This is a genomic window from Methylophaga sp. OBS4 (genome assembly GCF_026319305.1).
GTDB lineage: Bacteria > Pseudomonadota > Gammaproteobacteria > Nitrosococcales > Methylophagaceae > Methylophaga.
The window spans coordinates 1-18,675 of the sequence record NZ_JAPDMV010000041.1 but is presented as its reverse complement, the minus strand read 5'-3'; the positions used below and the strand labels follow the sequence as shown (position 1 = coordinate 18,675).

General features: G+C 47.6%; 16 protein-coding genes. All 16 read left to right on the top strand.

All coding sequences use genetic code 11. The features are described 5' to 3' along the window. A partial coding sequence (locus OMP95_RS11290) for a glycosyltransferase family 4 protein (protein WP_266328876.1) occupies window positions 1–805 on the top strand: 805 nt, incomplete at its 5' end. A 5-nt stretch (window positions 806–810) separates the two neighbouring features. Continuing rightward, a complete protein-coding gene (locus OMP95_RS11285; RefSeq protein WP_266328874.1) occupies window positions 811–1,557 on the top strand; it encodes a hypothetical protein in 747 nt (248 codons plus the stop codon). A gap of 21 nt (window positions 1,558–1,578) precedes the next feature. Then, complete coding sequence (locus OMP95_RS11280; RefSeq protein WP_266328872.1) at window positions 1,579–2,445, top strand: hypothetical protein; 867 nt, start codon at window positions 1,579–1,581, stop codon at window positions 2,443–2,445. Between the two features lie 21 nt (window positions 2,446–2,466). Next, complete coding sequence (locus OMP95_RS11275) at window positions 2,467–3,414, top strand: sulfotransferase family protein (RefSeq protein WP_266328870.1); 948 nt, start codon at window positions 2,467–2,469, stop codon at window positions 3,412–3,414. Then, window positions 3,411–4,397, top strand: a complete 987-nt coding sequence (locus OMP95_RS11270; RefSeq protein WP_266328868.1) for a glycosyltransferase family 2 protein — start codon at window positions 3,411–3,413, stop codon at window positions 4,395–4,397. Before OMP95_RS11275 ends, OMP95_RS11270 begins: the two co-directional genes overlap by 4 nt. Beyond that, window positions 4,384–5,262, top strand: coding sequence for a sulfotransferase domain-containing protein (locus OMP95_RS11265; RefSeq protein ID WP_266328866.1), 879 nt, complete (start codon window positions 4,384–4,386; stop codon window positions 5,260–5,262). Before OMP95_RS11270 ends, OMP95_RS11265 begins: the two co-directional genes overlap by 14 nt. 1 nt (window position 5,263) lies before the next feature. Further along, window positions 5,264–5,791 carry a serine O-acetyltransferase gene (locus OMP95_RS11260; RefSeq protein WP_266328864.1) on the top strand — a complete coding sequence of 176 codons (528 nt, stop codon included), beginning with the start codon at window positions 5,264–5,266 and terminating at the stop codon, window positions 5,789–5,791. Beyond that, window positions 5,784–6,794, top strand: coding sequence for a glycosyltransferase family 2 protein (locus OMP95_RS11255; RefSeq protein WP_266328862.1), 1,011 nt, complete (start codon window positions 5,784–5,786; stop codon window positions 6,792–6,794). The genes OMP95_RS11260 and OMP95_RS11255 overlap by 8 nt, the downstream gene beginning before the upstream one ends. Window positions 6,795–6,804: 10 nt before the next feature. Continuing rightward, the gene (locus tag OMP95_RS11250) at window positions 6,805–7,725 is read left to right on the top strand and encodes a glycosyltransferase family 2 protein (RefSeq protein ID WP_266328860.1); all 921 of its coding nucleotides are present in this window, start codon (window positions 6,805–6,807) and stop codon (window positions 7,723–7,725) included. 57 nt (window positions 7,726–7,782) lie between these two features. After that, window positions 7,783–8,997 carry a glycosyltransferase family 4 protein gene (locus tag OMP95_RS11245; RefSeq protein ID WP_266328858.1) on the top strand — a complete coding sequence of 405 codons (1,215 nt, stop codon included), beginning with the start codon at window positions 7,783–7,785 and terminating at the stop codon, window positions 8,995–8,997. Between the two features lie 8 nt (window positions 8,998–9,005). Then, window positions 9,006–10,937, top strand: coding sequence for an asparagine synthase (glutamine-hydrolyzing) (gene asnB / locus OMP95_RS11240; RefSeq protein ID WP_266328856.1), 1,932 nt, complete (start codon window positions 9,006–9,008; stop codon window positions 10,935–10,937). 239 nt (window positions 10,938–11,176) lie between these two features. Beyond that, window positions 11,177–11,827 carry a hypothetical protein gene (locus OMP95_RS11235; protein ID WP_266328854.1) on the top strand — a complete coding sequence of 217 codons (651 nt, stop codon included), beginning with the start codon at window positions 11,177–11,179 and terminating at the stop codon, window positions 11,825–11,827. 17 nt (window positions 11,828–11,844) lie between these two features. Then, window positions 11,845–12,945: a WecB/TagA/CpsF family glycosyltransferase gene (locus tag OMP95_RS11230; protein ID WP_266328852.1), complete on the top strand. Its 1,101-nt coding sequence runs from the start codon at window positions 11,845–11,847 to the stop codon at window positions 12,943–12,945. 31 nt (window positions 12,946–12,976) lie between these two features. Further along, window positions 12,977–14,506: a VPLPA-CTERM-specific exosortase XrtD gene (gene xrtD / locus OMP95_RS11225; RefSeq protein ID WP_266328850.1), complete on the top strand. Its 1,530-nt coding sequence runs from the start codon at window positions 12,977–12,979 to the stop codon at window positions 14,504–14,506. Between the two features lie 4 nt (window positions 14,507–14,510). Then, window positions 14,511–16,901, top strand: a complete 2,391-nt coding sequence (locus OMP95_RS11220; protein WP_323135130.1) for a tetratricopeptide repeat protein — start codon at window positions 14,511–14,513, stop codon at window positions 16,899–16,901. A gap of 102 nt (window positions 16,902–17,003) precedes the next feature. Continuing rightward, window positions 17,004–18,404: a mannose-1-phosphate guanylyltransferase/mannose-6-phosphate isomerase gene (locus OMP95_RS11215; protein WP_266328848.1), complete on the top strand. Its 1,401-nt coding sequence runs from the start codon at window positions 17,004–17,006 to the stop codon at window positions 18,402–18,404. Window positions 18,405–18,675 lie beyond the last annotated feature (271 nt).

The following is an 18,675-nucleotide window of genomic DNA, read 5'->3' as shown; positions in this document are numbered from 1 at the left end:
GTTAGCACCGCAACTGTTGATGATGGGTATTATCCTGCTGGCACTGGTGTTGATCCCCGGTATTGGCCGTGAAGTAAATGGTAGTGCGCGTTGGTTGCCGCTTGAGAGAGTGCAGGCAACTATCAGACTACCGCTGAAAAAGATTGTGGTGGCGGATTGGCTGGCCGCGGTTTTGAAAACAGAATACGGCATCAAAAACAGTGATGTCAGGGTGGTTCCCAATGCCGTCGATCACCAGCAGTTCAGTGCAGAGCCAAGGCAGAAGAATAAGACGGTTCGTTTTGGATTTATGTATTCGAGCCGGGCATTTAAGGGTAGCGGTCTGGCGATTGAATGTTTCCTGGGGCTTAAACAAAAATACTCCGGGATAGCATTGATGGCATTCGGAACAGAGCCAGAAGAAGAGCTGGCTAAATATGATGCTGACATCAGATACTTGCGTGCACCTTCGCAGCGGTTGATTCCACAGATCTATGCAAGCTGTGATGCATGGCTGTTCACCAGTAACAGCGAGGGTTTTGGTTTGCCTATTCTTGAAGCTATGGCTTGTCGCACGCCGGTTATAGGCACTAAGACGGGGGCCGCGCCTGAATTATTAGATGATTCGACAGGTTTTCTGGTCGATATTGACGACAAGGATGCACTCGTCCGTGGTATGGAAAAGATAATTGAGATGCCTCCATCTGAATGGGTCTTACTCTCGGAACGGGCATTCAGAAAGTCAAAGGAATATCAATGGGATAACAGTGCGTTACTGTTTGAGACGGCGCTGAAAGACTTTGTTGAAGATGTCGGTAAAGGATGAGCCAGATGTCGATGCGAAATATTGTACTGCTGACGGCAACAATCCGGCCCAAAGTGGATCAGCCGAAACTCGCCCTGACCAATGTCGATGAAAGGTTGGCGGACTACCGCAAAGCATTGAGATTTTATACGGAGAAACTCAAGTCGGGCATCATAGATAACATCGTTTTTGTGGATAACTCGGGCTATGACCTTGATGACATCAAGAAAGAATATCCGGGAGGGGTCGAGTTTATCTCTTTTTATGATCTTGACTATCCTAAGGGATACCACCGTGGCTATGGCGAGTTCAGGCTAATAGACTATGCGCATGACAACTCAGTGACGTTGGCCAGGCTGGGTGACGCTGATCATGTTTGGAAGATTACCGGGCGATATATTATAAAAAATATGGAAAGAGTTATTCGGTTTGCACCTGAGCATGTTGACGTTTATGTGAATTCAAGAGGAAACTGGATAGACATGGAAATCATGTCATGGAGCGCAAAGGGATATTCAAGTTACATAAGAAACGCCTGGCAAAGCTTTGCGGGGAGGATGCCGCCGGAGCTGAAGTTAAAGGAGATAATTGATAATCACCTACCCGATGGCGTGCGCGTGGTGGATACCTTTTATTACCCGCCTTTCGTAATCGGGCGGCGCGGTACGGATGTGAGCAGTTTCGTGGGGCGGTTGGGCTATTTGCGACAGGCGGGGAAAGTCATGCGAAGTCTGTGCTTATTTCTGTTGAGGCGTTTCAATCATACAAGATAACCTTGTTGGGAGGGGATGCTGATGTCTGACTACGGTGTGATCACCCTTGCGACCAAACATGACTATGTCAAGGCCGTCGGCATGCTGCTGTCCATAAAGCAATCAACGCCCGATGTGCTCGTCACCCTAGTCAGCAGCCCGGAAATCGGTGATGCCGTGGGGCACTATTTCGATAGCTTTGTTCCGGAAAATAAAGAATTAAAAGGGTTTGAGCACAAACTACATCTGGATAGTTATTCCCCTTATGAAAAAACGTTTTTCTTTGATGCTGATATTCTGGTTTTCGGCAATCTGGATGATGTCCAGGCTCAGTGGGCTGGCAGGCCTTATATTGCCAACGGCAGATATTTGAACTCAGGTCTTAGCAGCTTCGGCCTTGACCGACAGTATGTTATGAGCAAGCTGAACAAAGACAAACTCGTCAACATCGGAGGCGCTGGCCATGCCTATTTTGAAAGGCCGGCCTGCGAAGCCTTGTTTGAGTTGGCGCGGAAAATCGGCAGCAACTATGAGGACTACGCTAATAAATGCCGGTTTGCAGATGAAGATGTCGTCGCCATCGCGATGACCATTCTCGACTTGCCACCGGCAGAGCTGGAAAATTTTGTGGCGCGCGTATTCCATGCCAGAAAAGGGACTATGGCCATGGATGTTTCCAGATCCGAGTGTTCTTTTATTTCCGCAAAAAACGGTGCGTTGGTTCAGCCGTTTTTGGTTCATTTTGCAACTAGAGAAGGCGGGTTGCTCTACTACCGCAATCTCAGGAAGCTGTTTAACCGTCATGGTATTGACTTACATAAGGAACTTGCCGTCACTTTTATCAATGATTTCCGCACTCTTCTTAACTGGCGGTCGAAGTCTATGCTCAAGAAAATACTTAAAAGCTGAACCGAGCTCATTGAAAACGTCATGGTTGATAACGACAACAGCTGTTTGATTTTTGTCTGCGGTGCGCTGCGTTCCGGTACTTCGCTGCTGCATTTAATGTTGAATAAGCATCCTCGCCTGTCTAATCCGGGTGAGTTTGATTTTTTGTTTGACATGATCGGTGAGGATGGCAGCTACCCTGATGTCGACACTTATATCAACTGGCTGCACACCCATAGAATATTTATTGCTAAATTACTTAGTATTCCTGACAGTGTGCAAAACTTTCAACAGTTATTGTCCGGTTTTGTACGACAGTTGTCACAGCCTGATAAGGTCCTGACCCTTAATGTTCACCGGCATTTCCACCGTATTCCACCGCTTTTTCCTGACGCAAAATATATCCACCTGATACGTGATCCCCGGGATGTTGCCCGTTCCAGCATCGGAATGGGTTGGGCCGGTAATGTATTTTACGGTGTTGATCACTGGCTTGAGTCAGAGCATTCCTGGCAAAAACTCAAGTCACAGCTGTCGGCAGTTCAATTTATCGAAATACGTTTTGAGGATTTGATCGCCGAACCAGAAGCAACACTGCGGAAACTCTGTGAATTTGTCGCTGTACCCTATGACGACGAAATGCTGAATTATGCTGCAACTTCAACTTATGCAGCACCCGATATCTCGCTGATTAACCAATGGCAAACAAAACTATCGTCTCAGCAGATCCAGCAGGTTGAGTTTAAAGCGGCACAGCTGATGAAAAGCCTTGGTTATCAGACCAGCGGACAGACAACTGTAGAACCAGGCTTGTGGAAGCGTTTATATTTGTTCATGCAGAATAAATTGTACAAACTGCAATTTGAAATCAAGCGCTATGGTTTCTGCTTGTCATTGACAGGCCGTCTTGCAAGGTGGCTGATGCTCAATGGACTACAGAAATCGGCACGGTTGAAAAAAAACGAAATTGATAAGCAGGTTCTTAAATGAGCCAAAGACCCTGCCAACTCGCCATCATAATGGTCAATTACAAAACCGCCCCTTTGGTGCTGGCGTCATTGGCGTCATTAAAAGCTGACTTGCGGCCACAATCTGTTGAGGTCGTTGTGGTGGACAATCATTCTCAGGATGATTCTGCAGAGCATATAAGCCGCTGGATTAAAGACAATCAGCTTGATGACCGGATTCATTTGATTGCCGCAACGCACAATAGCGGTTTTTCGGGAGGGAATAATATCGGCATCCAGGCGATTGCTGCGAAAAACTACCTGTTACTTAACAGCGATACGCTGGTGCGGCCCGGGGCCATCAAATACCTGCTCGAATTTACAAAGCAGTATCCGCAGGCCGGTCTTATCAGTCCCAGACTGGAATGGTCGGATGGCAAACCGCAGGAAAGCTGTTTTCGTTTTCACACACCGATCAGCGAGTTTATTTATGCGGCCAAAACCGGTTTTATCGCCTCCTGGTTTGCCAATTATGTTGTTGCGCAACCGGTGCTGCCGGAAGCGGGAAGTTATGAATGGACCAGCTTTGCCTGTGTGTTAATCAGGCGAGAAGTCCTGGACGCAATCGGTCTGCTGGATGACGGTTATTTCATGTATTTTGAAGATGTGGATTTCTGCCGGCGTGTGCAGCAGGCCGGCTGGAAAGTGATGAACGTGCCGCAGGCGCATGTGGTGCATTTACGCGGGGGCAGTTCTCCGCTCAAGTCACGGGTAAAGTTGCGCAAACGCTTGCCGCGTTACTTTTATGAGTCCAGAGCGCGTTATTTCCATAAATGGTATGGACGAAGCGGGCTGCTGGCGGCAAACTTGTTGTGGACATTGGGCTTTGTTATCTCGTCTGTTCGGGAGCTGTTGTCGGCAAGCTACCAGGCAAATGCAGCAGCGTCTCAATGGCGGGATATCTGGATCAACTTCTGGCAGCCCGGCAAACCCTATATTCATCCTGATGATTATGACAAAACCTGACTTTATCATTATCGGTGCGATGAAAAGTGCAACCAGCACCTTGCATGAACAATTGGCTTGGCAGCCCGGCATATTCATGTCCACCCCCAAAGAACCTAACTTTTTCAGCGATGATGCCCAGTATGCAAAAGGATGGGCCTGGTACGAAGGTTTATTTGCAGGGGCAAAAACGGGAGATTTGTGCGGTGAATCCAGCACGCATTACAGCAAATTACCCGATTACCCGGAAACGCTGGCGCGGATGCAACGACACCTGCCCGATGTGAAACTGATTTATGTCATCCGGCATCCTGTGGAGCGTTTAATCTCGCATTACATTCATCAGTGGTCATTGAATGTCATTAGATGTGATATCAACACGGCGATTGATAGCTATCCTGAACTCATCAACTACAGTTGCTACGCTATGCAGCTTAAGCCTTACCTGAAGTGTTACGGGCCGGAAAATATTCTGTTGCTTTCAAATGAAGCCATTCGTCATACGCCGCAGCAGCAGTTGGAACGTATTGCCCGTTTTATTGGCTATCAGCATGAAGTTCGCTGGCAAGCGGTTTTGCCTGAGCAGAACGTCTCGATGCAGCGTATCCGCAGGTTTGCCGGTTATGAACTGTTGGTGAATCATCCGCTGCTGGGCTGGGTGCGGCGAACCATTGTGCCGCAAGTTCTCCGCGATCAAGTGAAAAAACGTCTGACCATGCAACATCGGCCAGTGATAGATGTGGTTAGGCAGCGTGAGCTTGAGAAAACTTTTGATGCAGATCTCAGGGAATTAGGCAGATTGATCAACACTTCGCTCACATTGGAGAACTATACTGAAGTGGCGAAGACGTTAAGAGCAGTATTCGTCATTGAACAGGAAATTTAGGATGATTTCTGCAGAAACAGCTGACTGGCAACGTGAGCGACCAAGCTCATTCTGGCAGCCGGGCAAAAAGTTGCTTAAAACCATCCGGGACTATCAGCGACTGTCTGAAAAGCACGGACTGGTTTCATCGCTGAGAAAAAAGATTGCGGTGATTAGATATCGCTTCTGGTCTGTGATCAGCGGCGCTGATATCCCGCTCAATTGCCATATCGGGGGCGGACTGTTGATTCCTCATCCCAACGGAATTGTTATTCATTCTGCGGTAAAAATTGGTGTTAACTGTCTGATACATCAGCAGGTAACGATTGGTGTCAAACGCAATAACCGGCAGGCACCCGTCATAAAGGGACATGTTGATATTGGTGCCGGTGCAAAAATTATCGGTCCGGTAACGGTTGGTGAACATGCGCTGATCGGGGCAAATGCAGTTGTCATAAAGGATGTGCCAGCTTATGCGATAGTTGCCGGAATTCCGGCAAAAATCATTGGCGCGACGGACGATGAAATTCAGGATGCTGCCGATGTCTGAAGCAACCCAGCTCTTGTTTGACACAGAAACTACCGGCGCAGTCGTTATCGGCCGTAATGAAGGGCAACGGCTGCAAAATTGTCTGGTTGCACTCACAAAACAACTCACCCGTATCGTTTATGTTGATTCAGGGTCCACTGACAACAGTGTGGCCATAGCCCGGGCGCTGGGCGTAACGGTGGTTGAGCTGGATATGACTTTGCCGTTTACCGCCGCCAGGGCCAGGAATGCAGGGGCAATCTTCTTACTGCAGCAGTATCCCCAAACAGTATTTATTCAATTTGTTGATGGCGATTGTGAAATGCAAGCGGGTTGGATTGAAAAAGCCGCCTATTTTCTTCAGCAGCACGCTGAGTATGCCGTTGTCTGCGGTCGCAGGCGGGAACGTTTCCCTGAGCATTCTGTGTATAACCGGCTTTGTGATATCGAGTGGAATACCCCGGTTGGGGAGGCTCAATCCTGTGGCGGCGATGCTTTGATTCGCACAGATGCCTATCAGCAGGTCAATGGTTATCGTGATGATCTGATTGCCGGCGAAGAGCCTGAACTGTGTTTCCGCCTCAGGCAACAAGGCTGGAAAGTTATGCGCCTGGACGCGGAAATGACCTTGCATGATGCGGCCATGACACGGTTTTCACAGTGGTGGCAGCGCGCTAAACGCGCGGGCTTTGCTTATGCCGCGGGGTTTGATCTGCATGGCCGCTCTCAAGAGCATTTCAGACAAAAAGAAACCCGCAGCATAGTGATTTGGGGCGGATTGCTGCCACTTGCTTTTTTGCTGTTTGCCTTGATTGCAGCTGACTTTTTATGGTTTTTTCTGGTTTATCCGCTACAAATATTGAGATTGTATAAAAAATACGCAGCCACGTTGTATAGTCAGAGGGAAGCGCTTATTTATGCGGTTTCGAATGTGTTGGGTAAATTTCCTCAATTTCTGGGGTGCATGCAGTTTCTGATTACAAAATACAGAGGTAAACGGGCAACCCTGATCGAGTATAAATGAGAGGTAGCTGATGTCGTATTTGCTGGTGTCACCCTGCCGGAATGAGGCGGATCTGATGCGGATCACGCTGGATAGCGTCGTGAATCAGAGTATCAAACCGGCTTTGTGGGTGATTGTAGATGATGGGTCTACCGACGATACGCCTGTTATTCTTACAGAATATGCCGAGAAATATCCGTTCATTCAAGTCATCAGCAAAGAAAACCGTGGCCATCGCAGTGTCGGCCCCGGCGTCATCGAAGCTTTTTACCACGGTTATGATCAAGTCGATACGAGTCAGTTCGATTACATTTGCAAGCTTGATCTGGACTTGGATTTACCGCCCAGATACTTTGAGATTCTGCTTGAGCGCATGGCGCAAAATCCCCGCATTGGCACTTGCAGCGGCAAAGCTTATTTCAGGGATAAAAAGACCGGTGAACTCATCAGCGAAAAATGCGGGGATGAAATGTCGGTCGGTATGACCAAGTTTTATCGCCGTCGCTGTTTTGAGGAGATTGGCGGCTTTGTACGACAGGTCATGTGGGATGGTATTGATTGCCATCGCTGTCGTCAGCTGGGCTGGATTGCGGTCAGCTGGGATGAGCCTGAGCTGAGATTTATCCATCTGCGCCCAATAGGCGCGAGTCAAAAAGGGATTTTGACCGGGCGTATGCGTCATGGTTTTGGCCAGTATTTCATGGGGACAGGACTGCTCTATATGACTGCCTCCTCAATTTTCCGCTTGTTTCATCCGCCATACATTATTGGCGGTTCGGCGATGTGGTGGGGTTATATCAAGAGCATGCTGCAACGCAAACCGCGTTTTGACGACAAGTCGCTGGTTTCCTTTATCCGCCATTATCAGCGGCAATGTCTGCTAAAGGGCAAGGCGCGTGCTACGACTGAGCTGAACGAGATGCAGGCGCAACTTTGGATGAATACTCATTAAGAGCATGTTAATGATTGAACTTCAAAACTTTTCAATTGACAGAGTTAAGCGGCCTTTATGAAACTTGCTTATCTGACTACTGAATATCCTGCTGTGAGCCATACTTTTATCAGGCGGGAAATATTGGAGCTTGAAAGGCGGGGGCATATAGTCAAGCGATTTTCAATAAGAAAGCCTGAAAAATGTATTGATATCCAGGATAAGTCTGAATGTGAAAAAACAAGTTACATACTGGACGGCAGCAAGCTGAAGCTGTTCTCCAGTGCCGTTAAAACCCTCATAAAATCACCCATCAGAAGCCTTGCTGCATTGTGGCAAATGTTTTTATTTAGCCGCCGTAGTGACAGGGGGATAATTCGGCATTTGGCTTATTTTATCGAAGCCTGTGTGTTGCTTTCGGAGCTTCATGCGGCAGGCTTAAAGCACCTTCACGTTCATTTTGGAACTAACGCAGCCACAGTCGCCTATGTCGTCAAGATTCTCAGTGGAAAAAAAATCAGCTATTCCTTCACTATCCATGGGCCGGATGAGTTTGATGCGCCTATCGGGTTTAGTCTGAAACAAAAAATAATTGAATCTGAATTTGTCGTCGCTATCTCAAACTTTGCCGCATCACAGATAAAAAGATGGGTACCGATAGAGCATTGGCACAAGATCAGCATAATCCGGTGCACCGTAGATGAATTTTTTACCGGTAATGATGCTGTGGCTGAGAGCAAGGAGCAGTTTAACCAGCTTGTCTGTGTGGGGAGGCTTTCTGCACAGAAAGGCCATTTTGTCTTACTTGATGCATTCAAAAAAGTGATTGAGAGTGGCCATGATTGCAAGCTGGTGCTGGCGGGAGATGGTGAGTTAAGAACTCAGCTCGAAAGCTATATTAATCAACATAATCTGTCGAACCACGTGGTCATTACCGGCTGGATAGATGGTGAGCAGGTCAGGCGTTTAATACTGTCCTCATTGGCATTGGTGTTACCGAGCTTTGCTGAAGGGTTGCCGGTGGTGATTATGGAATCTTTTATTTTAAAGCGTCCGGTTATTACTACGCGTATTGCCGGTATTCCGGAGTTAGTGGTGGAAGGTGAAAACGGATGGTTAATAACGCCGAATGATGAAGCTGGTTTGGTAGCAGCAATCAGAGAACTGCTGAATACCACGCATGAAAAGTTAAACAAGATGGGAATGGCGGGGTATGCTGCTGTTAAACAATCACATATGGTTACTACAGAAATAACAAAAATCGAGCAAGCTTTTGCCTCAATAGTCAACTAGGAAGGCTTATGTGCGGTGTCGTTGGTGCCATCGGGTACATTGATGAGAGCCTGATTCAGACAATCCATAAAATGAATGATGCTCAGTATCATCGCGGGCCTGATGGTAGTGGAATCTGGCGCAAGCCGGTTGAGCATCTTCAATCGAGTGTGATTTTTGGACATCGGCGCCTGGCGATAATTGATTTAAGCCAGGACGGCGCCCAACCCATGTTGGACCGCGGGACCGGCAACTGCATAACGTTCAACGGAGAAATATACAACTATCTTACGTTGCGAGCAGAACTCGCTGACTTGGGCGAGGTTTTTAAAACAAAAACTGACACAGAAGTCATATTAGTGGCTTATCGCCGCTGGGGCATGGCGTTTATCAACAGGCTCAGGGGAATGTATGCCTTTGTACTCTGGGATGAGAGCAAACAGGAAGCGGTTTTTTGCAGAGATAGAATGGGCATAAAACCGCTTTATTTTTATCAGACAGACGGAGAACTTAAGACCGTTATTTTCTCCTCAGAAGTAAAAACACTTATCGGCAGCGGGTTGGTACCACGAAGATTAGATCCAGTCAGCTTGCAAAGCTATATTTGGAATGGTTTTGTTGCAGCGGCTGATGCAACAATTATTAAAAACGTCAAACAAATACTGCCTGGCTCGATTATGCGGGTTGCCGCCGATGGCGCCATTCTCTCGCAACACAAATACTGGCAACTTGGGGAGTCACACAATTCAAGGACAACAAAACATGATGTTGAAGAAAGCCTGAACGAGGCAATCGGGCTCCACTTGTTGAGTGATGTTCCGGTCGGGGTTTTTCTTTCAGGAGGTATTGACTCCAGCGCGGTTGCTACCGTTGCTTCTGAACAGGCAAGTACCACGGTTTCTACTTACACGCTCGTGTTTGATGAAGCAGATTATGATGAATCAAGGTATGCCAGGATCGTGGCCAATTCACTTGGCACACATCATCACGAAATCAGACTCACGCAAAAAGAGTTCGGTGCCAACCTTCATGCTGCCATCAGCAGTTGTGATCAGCCTACTTTTGATGGCGTGAATACGTATTTCATAAGTAAAGCCATCAAACAGGCCGGTATTACGGTGGCGCTGGCGGGTACTGGCGGCGATGAGCTTTTTGGTGGCTATACAAGTTTCAAGGATGTTCCAAGACTCACGCAGATAGGCAAACTGATGGCGCGCCTGCCATCAACCATGACGTCAATCGCCGGCAACCTGATAACTCGCGCGCTTGAATTGCGCTACGGCAAAGTGCCACCACAGACAAGATGGGGCAAGTTGGGAGATCTGACTCGATTGCGCGGTGAAGATCTGGAAAGCTACCAAACCTCGTATGCGCTGTTTACCCAGGACTTTTATCATCGCTTGATAGCTGAAACATCTACGCAGACAAAATTTGGTCTGGAACGGCAACTTTATGATGGGCTGCAAGCAACTATTTGTGGCAAAAGCAAGCTTTCAGCCATATCTGTTCTGGAGCTGTCACTGTTTCTTTCCCAGAGACTGCTGAGGGATACGGATTCTGCCAGTATGGCCGCTTCCCTTGAAGTTAGAGTGCCATTTTTAGACCATGAATTTATAGAGATGGTCATGGGATTGAGTGATGACCAACGCTATTTACCACTGGGTAGAAAACAGCTGCTTCGGGATATCGCATCCCGGCATGTTGAGCCGAAGATTTTTGACCGGCCCAAATCAGGGTTCGTTTTGCCCTTTGATCTCTGGTGTAAAGATATGCTCAAGGATGAAATCGAGGCACTGGTTTGTGACCCCGGCGCCTGTGAACAAGTAGGGCTGGATTCTCTAGTCGTTAAGAATTTAATTACGGCATTCAATGCAAAAAAACCTGGACTGTATTGGTCCAGGATCTGGTCGCTATATGTGCTTGTTTCCTGGTGTCAGAGCAATAATGTTAGCTTGCATTGATATGGCCAGCTGCCATCACGAGCATAAACTTATTCCGTTAGCCGCAATTAAAGTTAACGAGGAGTTTTCCTTGATGGTCAATGCTCAGCGGCTTAACGATTTGTTTATGACGGCAGTACAGGCAGATTGATGAAGGGGCTGTATGACCCGGCTAGCGGCATCATGGCAAACACGTCATGAGGATGCCTGCTCTTTTTACGCGTCGTCAGGTTTGGCTGCCGTCATTATGGGGCGGCATTATGATGATTTTTATTGTTTCTGGTTTGGCATTCTGGCTGTTTATAAATTTAGCGTATTTTCTGGCTGAAAAAGCACCTGTTCCAAGCCGCTATCTGGTGGTCGAAGGCTGGTTGGATAGATCCGGTCTTGAGCAGGCGCTGACAATCTTTAATCAGGATGGTTACGAGCTTTTGATTACTACGGGTGGGCCTGATCCGGGAAATTTTAATATGCAATATACGACCTATGCGGAACAAGCCGGAGCGGAGCTCAAGAAAATGGGGTTGGAACCATCAAATTTAATGATGGTGCCCGCGCCGGCTTCAGCCCAGGAGCGCACCTATCTGAGCGCCGTTATGGTCAGGGTCAAATTAGCAGAGGCGAAGCCATTACCCGACTCAATCAATGTTTTTTCCGCTGATGTACATGCACGCAGAACCCATCTACTCTATCAACTGGCATTCAGAGAAACGCCAACCCAGGTTGGTGTTCTGGCGGCCCATCCCGGCCGGTTCAGTCTGGCGCGCTGGTGGCAAACCAGTGAAGGGGCCAAGTCGGTGCTGACGGAATTGATTGGCTGGCTTTGGGTTAAATGCTTTTTTGAGCCTGGGGAAGTCGATTCTCACCGCGAGCGCTGGGGGCAATATGATACTGCTGTTGACCACAATTAAGCAGGTTAACAAAACACGTGGCTAGACTATTTGAACGAGATTGCTGGCTGGTACTGGGATTGCCTTTCGACGCTGTCAGCATGGAACAGACCGCCGAGCGGGTTTTACATGCGATTGAAACGCAAACGCCATGCTTTGTTTCAACACCGAATCTGAATTTTGCCATCACCGCCCAGTATGACGAGGCTTTTTATGACAGTGTTGTTGGCAGTGATTTGTCTGTTGCCGATGGCATGCCGCTGGTTTGGCTGGCCAGACTTTTGGGTATTCCGATCTGCGAGCGGGTAGCGGGATCAGATTTGTTTGAATACCTGTCAGCCCGGCAAACGACGCAACCGGTCAGTGTTTTTTTCTTTGGCGGACAGCAGGGCGTTGCCAGACAGGCGTATGAAAGACTCAATCAGCAGGCGGGCGGGGTGATAAGTTGTGGTTATTTTGATCCGGGATTTGTCAGTCTCGAAGATATGAGCTCAGCCGCTATTATCGATAGCATTAATGCTGCAAAAGCAGATTTTATTGTGGTGGCGCTCGGTGCGAAAAAAGGCCAAGCCTGGATTCAGCACAATCGCAGCAGATTAAATGCACCTGTCATCGGCCATCTGGGCGCTGTAATCAATTTTGTGGCAGGTACCGTAGCGCGGGCCCCTGTTATCTGGCGGCGTTCGGGGCTGGAGTGGCTTTGGCGAATCCGGCAAGAGCCTTCATTGTGGAAGCGCTACTTCAAGGATGGCACTGCGCTGTTAAGATTGCTGCTGATTAATGTGATACCACTGGTTGTTTATGATCGTATTTTGAGGCATTCCCCGGGCTTTAAAGTACCTGCCGCTATCAGTGAAGCTGAGGGCAGACTGGCGTTGCAGGGCAGTGTTCATCATGACTCATGTTATAACATCAGGGCTGCTCTTGGCCGTTATGTTGAGACCGCGGATGCGGTCATCGAGCTTGATTTTAGCCAAGTTACCTATATCGATACGGCCTTTATGGCTGACCTGCTTTACCTGCAGCATTACTTAAAGCGGCAGCATCGACAACTCCGCTTGAGCAAGCTGTCCGGCAGGGTTCGAAGGCTATTTTACTTTGCTGGTGTTCTAAGGAAATTCACGGTAATCTCTACTTAGTGCTCACGTCATTCTAACGAAGGGGGTGACCGTGTATAGCTATCAAAAAGCAGGGATAATGCTAATCACCCTCTTGTTGGCGGTGGTTGCCTATTGGAGTGGTCTTGTTGAAGCAGTCCATCGGTGGAATACTCAGGACGAGTACAGCCATGGTTTTCTCATACCGCTCGTCTCACTCTATATCCTCTGGGAAAAAAAAGATTTAATCATCGCCTCTATCGGCCAGCCCCTCTGGTCGGGTGTGGTTCTGATTTTGTTTTCCACCGGGATCTATGTCTTAGGCGAGTTGAGCGCTTTGTACATATTGATTCACTATTCTTTTGTATTGACGCTGCTTGGGATATCTCTGGTTTTCCTGGGAAAAGCTACTAAACATACTTTGGCGCCCATTCTGTTGTTACTTTTTGCGATTCCCCTCCCTTATGTTGTTGAGATTGTGCTCACGGCCAAGCTGCAACTGATCTCTTCCTGGCTTGGTGTTCAGCTGATTCGTGTTTGCGGGATTCCCGTCTACCTTGAGGGAAATGTTATTGATTTGGGTGTGTATAAACTGCAGGTTGCTGAAGCCTGTAGCGGGTTAAGATACCTGTTTCCTCTTATGAGTCTCGGCTTCATAGCCGCTTACTTTTACCGGGCTGCATTCTGGAAACGTGCGCTGATTTTCCTTGCCACAATACCTATTACCATAGCAATGAATAGCTTCAGAATCGGCATGATTGGCGTTCTGGTCGATAACTGGGGGATATCCCATGCTGAGGGGTTCCTGCATGATTTTGAGGGCTGGATCATTTTCATGGCCTGTGCGGGATTACTGGCATGCTTGATTTGGCTGCTTGAGCGACTGACAACGAAGCATTCTCTGGCGATGGTCTTTGGCGTAGATAATAAGCCACCTAATCCAGGCCCGGGACCACAACAGAATCATTCGGTGGTGCGGTCGCTTGCTGTTTTTTCAATGACCATCTTTTTGCTTGGCAGCGCATACGCAGCAACCCGTTACATCGACAATAGAGCTGAGGTTATCCCGGCCCATACGCCTTTCGTGAATTTCCCCTCCCGCCTGGGAGAATGGACCGGTGTGCAACTGCCTTTGGAAACCCGGATTACAGAAAAGCTGGCGTTGTCTGACTATGTTTTTGCTAATTACACTAATAAAAACAATGAGCTGGTAAATTTCTATGTCGCTTATTATGAATCGCAGCGTAAGGGGGAGTCCCCCCATTCACCGCGTGTTTGTATTCCTGGCGGCGGTTGGGAGATTACTTCCTTTGACCGAATTAATGCTGGTGGGCATCCGGCCAATAGAGTGATAATAAGCAAAGGCGCACAACGACAGTTGGTATATTACTGGTTCCAGGGGCATGGGCGAATAATCGCTAACGAATACGTCAACAAGTGGTATCTGTTGCAGGATTCAATTAGCAAAAACCGGACTGATGGTTCGCTGGTCCGTTTTGTGACGACAATTTCGGAACGGGAAAATGTCGCTGCTGCAGAAGAAAGGTTGTTGAATTTCATGGCTCAGGCAAAACCGCAACTTGAGCAGTACATTTCTGATTGAGGAAATGGAAATGAAGATTTTAACAAGTTATATTTTGTTCTTTCTGCTGGCTTTGTCCGGCTGTGGCAGTTCTGAAGAGTCGGCCGCAGGTTTTGTTCAAAGTGGCAATAAATTATTTGCCCAAGGCGATATGGACAAAGCCAGAATTGAATACAAGAACGCGATTCAGGTAGACCCTCGCCAGGCTGAACCCTATTACCGGCTTGCACTTATTGATGAGAAAGAACAAAAGTGGAAGGGGATGTATGCAAACCTGGTAACAGCGGAGCAATTAAACCCTAATCATATTGATGCGATACTCAAACTCGGGCATATTTACATGCTTGGCGGGCAGTTCGATAAAGCGATGACTCGGGCAGAAAAAGGGCTGCAACTGGAAGCTGAAAACATTGATGCGCTACTGTTGAAGGCCTCGGTGTTGACCAAGCAGGAAAACTTTGGTGATGCCAGAGTGATCTTGAATCAAGCATTACAACTGGAGCCTGATAATCCGAAAGCCTTGTCCCTGGAAATTGTCATCCACAAAGATAAAGGTGAATTGCAAAAAGCGCTGGCACTGGTTGATAAGGCTCTGCAAAGACACAAAAACGACTTGTCTCTGCAGTTCATCAAGTTAGACCTTCTTAACGAAAGCAGGAACTTCGTTGCCATGCAGCCGGTGTATGAAGTCATCTTGAAACAACAACCTGATGAACGCAGTCTTTTTGTGGCATACAGCCAGTTTCTGAACAATCAACTGGGCAAATATGATGAAGCGGTTGGTGTCCTGCAGGCTTTTGTCGATAAGCATCCTGCCGATACTGAAGCTAAACAGGTCCTCGTTTCTCTCATTAACAGTAAAAATCCCGAAAAAGCCATTCAGACGCTGGATTCACTGATAAAAGATGCTCCTGATAATTATCAGCTGAGGTTTTACCGGGTCATTTTGTTAATGGAAAACGACAACAGAGAAGCGGCGCGGTCAGAGCTGGAGTCTGTCATGGCCGATAACCCTGAGGGACTTCACGGCAATAAGGCCCGCATCGCATTGGCAAGTATTGAAGCATCAGATGGTAACCTCGGGCGTGCCGAGCGGTTGATTCAGCAAGTACTAAGTGTTGCGCCGGAAGAAAGCGAAGCCTTGTTGTTAAGGGCAAAACTTGAGTTACAAAAAGGCAACACTGAACAGGCTATTACTGACTTGAGAACCGTGCTTCGTAATGTACCGGAGTCTGATGAAGCATTGGTATTGCTTGCACAAGCATACGTGAAAATAGGGTCTAAAGAACTGGCTGAGGATAGCTACAGGCAAGCACTGGCTATTAATCCCTATAACACTGCGGCCGCGCTCTCTGTCGCTAAAAATTTGATGACAGAGAATAACTTTGATCGCACAGAAGAAGTGTTGATGAATGCACTTAAAAGTAATCCCACTGGAACAAAATTATTGCAGGCTTTGACGCAAGTCAGAATTCTGAAAAAAGACTGGACCGGCGGGCTTGAGACTGTAGGAATATTGAAAGGGCAAGACGGGGATAGCGCGTTATCGCATTTATTTTCAGGCCAGTTATATGAGGGGCAAGGTGATTTCACACTGGCGGCTGAAGAATATAAATTGGCTCTGGCGGCTGATCCGGACATGTCCAGAGCCCTTCAGGGTTTGGCTATAAGCCTTGAGCAGCTGGAGCAGCATGAGGCGCTGGTGAAATATATCTCGGACTTTAACAATAAATATCCTGAAAAAATGGATGGTCATGAGGTTCTGGCGGTGTTTTATTTCAGGAATGATCAGCCCGACAAGGCCGTTGCCGTGCTGGAGGGACAGTTGTCTGAACACAGCGACTGGGCAAGGGGGTACAGCTTGCTTGCTGACCATTACATCAAAATAAATCAACCTGAGAAAGCAATCGCCGTCTTTACCAAAGGTCTGGAGCGTTCACCGGGAAATATTCAAATTGCGATGCAATTGGCAACACTGCATGTCCGTCAGGGCAATTATATTAAAGCCAGATCACTCTATGAGGATATGCTGGCCAAAGATAACAGTATTGATATAGCCGCCAATAACCTTGCAAGTTTACTCACGGATAGATTTGAGTCAGATGAGAGTCTTCAGCAAGCGCTTAAGCTGGCAAATCGCTTTAAAGATGCAACGGAACCATTTTATTTAGACACTTATGCCTGGGTCAATGTCAAAACCGGCAATTTAGATGCAGCGCAGCCTATACTTGAGCGTGTCGTGGCAACCAGCGGGTCGATAGCGGTGTTCAATTACCATCTGGGCGTGCTTTACAGTAAGCGTGGCAATACCCAACAAGCAAAAAAATATCTGGACATTGCCTATGAGCAAGCTGGTAATCAAGAAGATACCGCGCTCATGGCAGCAATTAAAAAAGTCATGGACGACTTGGAGTGATGGCGCTTCGTTAGAGGAGGAATACCCGAGCAGCCGTCTGCGGGATGCCTTTACAACCTGCAGCTTTGAGTCATAAACTTTAATAAAAGCAAGGTAAAATCAATGATTCCAGTTATCATGTCTGGCGGCAGCGGCACCCGTCTCTGGCCTTTGTCCCGAAAACATAAACCCAAACAGTTTCTGACATTGTTTGGAGATAACACCATGTTTCAGCAAACTTTACTGCGGTTGAATGGCGTGAATCAGTTGCAGTCCCCGATAGTTGTTTGCAATGCCGAACACCGGTTTATGGTAGCCGAGCAGTTACAAGAGATCGATATCCACCACCCCGTCATTTTGTTGGAACCCGCAGGACGAAATACTGCTCCGGCGATAGCCATTGCAGCACTTCAGGCTTTAGCAGGTGGGCAAGATCCCGTTTTATTGGTGCTTGCCGCTGATCATGTGATTCAGGATGTCAAAGCCTTCCATCTCGCTATTGAACAGGCCGAAAAGCAGGCTGAAGCCGGTAAGCTGGTCACTTTTGGCATCGTGCCGACTTCACCCCGTACCGGCTATGGGTACATACAGGCCGAGCAGAAAAATGGCACAAGTCCGGTAAAAAGCTTTGTCGAAAAGCCGGATTTGGAAACAGCAACCCGCTATATTCAGTCAGGAGATTATTACTGGAACAGCGGCATGTTTATGTTTAAAGCGTCTGTTTTACTGGATGAACTGGAGCGGTATTCTCCTGAAATAGTCTCAAGTTGCCGTGACGCAATAGCGCAGGCCGCCGAGGATCTTGATTTCATCAGGCTGGATGAGCAAGCTTTTAATGCGTGCCCTTCAGATTCAATCGACTACGCCGTAATGGAGCGTACTGACAAGGCGGTAGTCGTGCCACTGGATGCCGGCTGGAATGATGTAGGTTCATGGGGTTCATTGTGGGAATCTGCTGAAAAAAATATCGACGAAAATGTTCTGAAAGGCGATGTGCTGGTTGAAGATGTGACGAATTGTTATATCCATAGTGAGCATCGACTGGTTTCTGCCCTGGGCGTGACCGACATTGTGATTGTAGAAACGGCTGATGCTGTTATGGTGGCCAGTAAAGATAGCGCTCAGAATGTTAAAAAATTTGTAGATACATTGAAAGTGAATAACCGCAGTGAGGCGGAAATAAATCGTCTTTGTTACAGGCCTTGGGGCTATTACGATTCAATTGATATGGGTGAGCGTTTTCAGGTGAAGAGAATCAGTGTCAAACCCGGGGCTTCTTTATCATTGCAAATGCATCATCATCGTGCAGAGCATTGGGTTGTTGTGAAAGGGAGTGCTGAGGTGACTCGCGACGATGAGGTTTTTTTGTTGACAGAAAATGAGTCGACTTTTATTCCGATCGGAAAAAAACACCGTCTGCGCAATCCCGGTTGCGTCCCGCTTGAAATCATAGAGATACAATCCGGAAGCTACCTGGGAGAAGACGATATCATTCGTTTTGATGATAAATACCATCGCACTTGAGTTAGGGTCTGTTGACGTTTCATCTTCACCACTGTTGTTGTCTGAAAAAGTGTCAATCAAGGCGCGAGGAGCGCGGTTTAGTCATTCTAAATAAGTGACGAGCAACGCCGAGTGGCACTTTTTCAGACACAACCCGAAGGGCTGGGGCTGTTTTTGCATCCAGCGGCGTTGTCAATCGCTCATGTAGGGCAGCTACATCACACTCTTTCGGCCTTGCCGGACACAAAAACAGCCTCCAACAGTGGTGAAGATGAAACGTCAACAGACCCTA